The 3913-nt window shown below is 29.8% G+C and carries 5 protein-coding genes; 4 read left to right on the top strand and 1 reads right to left on the bottom strand.

The genetic code is table 4. From position 1 onward, the window contains the following. The 3 genes from T390_RS04200 to T390_RS0103490 all read left to right on the top strand — a co-directional run. Positions 1-1044, top strand: a 1044-nt coding sequence (locus T390_RS04200; protein ID WP_036436306.1) for a hypothetical protein, incomplete at its 5' end; no start/stop codon positions are given. A 158-nt stretch (positions 1045-1202) separates the two neighbouring features. Next, positions 1203-1757: an inorganic diphosphatase gene (locus tag T390_RS0103495; protein ID WP_027335095.1), complete on the top strand. Its 555-nt coding sequence runs from the start codon at positions 1203-1205 to the stop codon at positions 1755-1757. A 118-nt stretch (positions 1758-1875) separates the two neighbouring features. Continuing rightward, positions 1876-2973 carry an endonuclease gene (locus T390_RS0103490; protein WP_027335094.1) on the top strand — a complete coding sequence of 366 codons (1098 nt, stop codon included), beginning with the start codon at positions 1876-1878 and terminating at the stop codon, positions 2971-2973. Positions 2974-3010: 37 nt separating this feature from the next. Here the strand turns inward: T390_RS0103490 and T390_RS0103485 are convergent, their stop codons facing one another. After that, the gene (locus tag T390_RS0103485) at positions 3011-3499 is read right to left on the bottom strand and encodes a deoxycytidylate deaminase (protein ID WP_027335093.1); all 489 of its coding nucleotides are present in this window, start codon (positions 3497-3499) and stop codon (positions 3011-3013) included. A gap of 106 nt (positions 3500-3605) precedes the next feature. Between T390_RS0103485 and T390_RS03930 the strand changes: the two genes are divergently transcribed. Beyond that, positions 3606-3913 (top strand): ribose-phosphate pyrophosphokinase-like domain-containing protein (locus tag T390_RS03930; RefSeq protein ID WP_036436303.1); only part of this gene is annotated, 308 nt, incomplete at its 3' end.

Raw genomic sequence — 3913 nt, 5'->3', positions numbered from 1 at the left:
TTTGGTCTTGAAACAAGATGAGCAATCAAAGATGCATCAGACTTTATCGGTTACATTCTTCACAATGTTATTGTTCCATATAAAGAATTACAAGCAAAAATTGAAGCTAAAGCAGATAAAGATAACTACCAATCAGTTCTTAATGAAATTAACACAAACATTGAAGAAATCAAAACAGATATTAACAATGTAGTATTCAAAGAAGGTGAATACGAAATTAATCCTTATGCTCCAGGTGAAAAATACAATAAAGTTCCTACGTACATAAAGAAATTAGAAGAAACCAAGAAACACGAAGAAGCTATTGAACCTGTAGCAGCTGAAATCAAGAAATTAAGTGACAAAGTAGCTGAATTAGAAACTAAAGATAATAAAGCAGACTATGCAGCTGAAATTACTTGAATTAATGAACAAGTTAATACATTAAACACAGAACTTAACCAAGTAACAGACTTTTCAAAATTAGCTGAAATTACAACTAAAGCAACTAATACAATAACAGAACTTAATAATGGCCAAACATTACTTGAACAAATTATTAAAGATCACAAAGAAGCTTTATCTAAATTTGAAGCTTTAAAAACAGAAAGTAAAAAAGTAGCACCATTTGAACCATACTACGAACATTCTGTAAAAACAATTGAATTGTTAGTTCCTAAATCTGAAACTGAATTCAATAAATATCTTGGTAGCTTTACTGATGTATTAGAATTACATAAACAAATTAATGGAAAATCTGACTTTAAATTTGATGCTCAAATTTATGCAGTTCTTGAAATAACAGATAAATTTGTTAAAACTGTAATTCAAAGATACGTTGCAACATACTTCGGTTTAATGCTTCGTTTCGGTAATAATCTTAAAAATGAAGCACAAGTAAAAGAAAACTTAAATCTTATTTACCACGTCTTAAGTTCATTATATGATGTTTACGAAGGCGAATTATATATATCAAATGTAGATTACAATAAAATTTTAAGTGAATTCCAAAAAGACCTAATGAAAGTAATGATGGCAAATATGCCTATGCCACCTCGTCCATAATAAATAATAATTTAGTCCGGTATTCCGGACTTTTTTATATAAGGATGAGTGATTATATAAACTGTTTATTTTTATTTAGAACTCATTAATAAAACAAATATTAAAGCAAAATATGTCTCCTTATTTTCTATAAATATTATTAGTAATATAATTTAGCTATGTCAAATATTATAGAAATGAAAATTGAGATCTCTAAAGACTCAAATATTAAATATGAATATGACCGTGCTGACGGTCAAATTCACGTAGATCGTATATTAAGAGGTAATTTTAAATATCCATCAAATTATGGTTTTGTTCCGGTAGCATTAGACTGAGATGGTGATGAATTAGATGTTTTACTATACAGCCCAGAAACTTTCATTCCTGGCGTAGTATTAAACGCTCGTATCATTGGTGCAATGAAAATGAATGATTCAGGCGAAACAGATACTAAATTAATAGCAGTTCACGCTGACGACTATCGATTAGATCATATTAAAACAATTAACGATATTCCAGAACCATTCCTTAAAGATGTTGAAACATTCTTCAATAACTACAAAAACTGAAAGAAACCAGGATTAACACAAGTTTTAGGTTTTGAAGGCGAAGAATGAGCAAACGAAGAATTAAAAGAATGCATTGAATTAATGAGCAAATACGGCAAAATGCCAAAAAAAGAATTCGTTGCTAAAATGATGAAAGAACACCCAGAAAAATATACATTTTAATAAGTTGCCTTAGTAGGCAACTTTTTCTGCAACTTTTTCATAAAATGCTTAAAATAAGCTAAAAAAGATTATTTTGCTATATTATTTATAAGCTTTTAAGCCAATAAAGGAGTTTAAAATGTTCAAAAATAAATTACTTAAATCATTAGTTATCCCCGCAGTTCTACCATTTGTTATTATTTCTGCTAATTGCGAAAATAAAACCTCTACAAAACAAGAAAATAATTCAAACAAAGAACAAATCACTAGCACATCAAACCAAACTTCAGCTGATAATTCAACTAATAATCAAAAAATAGAAACAATTCAAAACCAAAATTCTTACGACTATAAAACATATACCTTACCATCTGTAAGAGATTGAACAAACATAAACAATGGTAAGTTAGTTTATGATAATAATTCAGATTATTCTTCAAAATACTACAGTTCTCTAAACGGTTTAAAAGGTGAAGAACTATTCAACGCAATTTTTAATAATCAAAAAAAATATGTAAACGGTATTAAATCATACGGTGACCTTTACAAAACTTATGAAACAGCATTTATAGATAGATATTTTGAAAAAGATGGAACTATTTTAGATATTTATTCAGAGGTAGAAAAAGGATCTGATCCATATGAATTCCCTGTTGGATATTACGAGGGAACCGGATCAAAAGGTTCATTGCGTGGCTATAAAGGAACAAAAGAAGGCTATATGTACAATCGTGAACATATGATTCCTCAATCTTGATTTAACAAAGTTTCCCCAACAAGAAATGACGCCCATTTTGTTTGGCCTTCAGACAAGCAAGTTAATAATGATAGAGGGAACGATCCACACTATTATGCTCCTACAGGAACTCAAAGTGCTAACGGAACAAAAGTTATAAAAGGCGCAGCGACAGAACCTATTGATTTATTTAAAGGGGACACAGCCAGAGCATACTTTTACTTCCAAGCTACACACCAAAATGCTCTAAGTAAAGGCGGAAATGTGCTATTCACAAATGCGTTTCCGTACTTCCAAAAGAAATATTTAGACTGCTATGAAGACTGATCTAAAAAAGACCCAGTAGACCTAGTTGAAGTAGATAGAAACAACGCCATAGCAAGAAACCAAGGTGGTTTAAGAAATCCTTTTATTGACTATCCTGAACTTGTTGAATTAATTTGAGGTAAAACTAATAAAACTTTTGTAAATAGAGGTGTCCTTGTTGACATAATAAAATAACGAAAAACATAATAAAACAGCCGTTTTGGCTGTTTTATTAAATACTGAATTTGTTTTCACCAACTTTAACTTCTACTCCTGTGTCAATTGAAATGTGTCTTACAATTACGCCTGAGTTTTCTAAAATACTTCTTGCAATAGCAGCGTCTTCAGTATCATGATACTTGTCATCTTCATAAATAACTGTATTTATACCAGCTTGCACAATTGTTTTAGCACAATTTGAACAAGGATATAGCGAAGTATAAATGGTTGATCCTTTTATTAAAGGTACATAAGTATTTAAAATCGCATTCATTTCTGCGTGTATAACATAAGGATACTTAGTGTGTGCTAAATCACCTTCTCTTTGTCAAGGAAACTCATCATTTCCTTTAGGCATACCGTTATATCCTAAAGATATAACTTTTTTATCTTCATTTATAATACAAGCTCCAACTTTAGTACTTGGATCTTTACTTCTTAAAGCCGAAACTTTGGCTAAGGCCATAAAATAGCCATCTCAATATAATGCATCTTTACTCATAGCTTAATTTTACATTTTTTTATATTTTTGAACCAATAAATAAGCTCTATACACAAAAAAGCTGAAAAATTGACTATAATTATCATAGTTAATTAAGGAGATCAATATGAAAGAAACACAAACACTATTATTCGGAATGCCTAACTCTGAGAAGTTAGCTGAAAAAATATCTAAAATTATTAAGTTACCATTAACAACTTTAAAAGTAACAAAATTTGCTGATGGTGAAATTATGCCAGTTAGTGACATAGCAGTTAGAGGGAAAGATGTATACGTTGTAGCAAGTACATCTAGACCAGTTAATGATAATTTAGTTGAATTATTATTATTTATCGATTCATTAAAAAGAGCAAGTGCTAAATCAATTACAGTAGCTTTAACATATTATGGTTATGCTCGTCAAGATAGAAAAGC

The organism is Mycoplasmopsis felifaucium ATCC 43428 (assembly GCF_000687775.1).
In the GTDB taxonomy this organism is placed as follows: domain Bacteria; phylum Bacillota_I; class Bacilli_A; order Mycoplasmatales; family Metamycoplasmataceae; genus Mycoplasmopsis; species Mycoplasmopsis felifaucium.
This window is presented reverse-complemented; position numbering and strand designations above follow the sequence as displayed.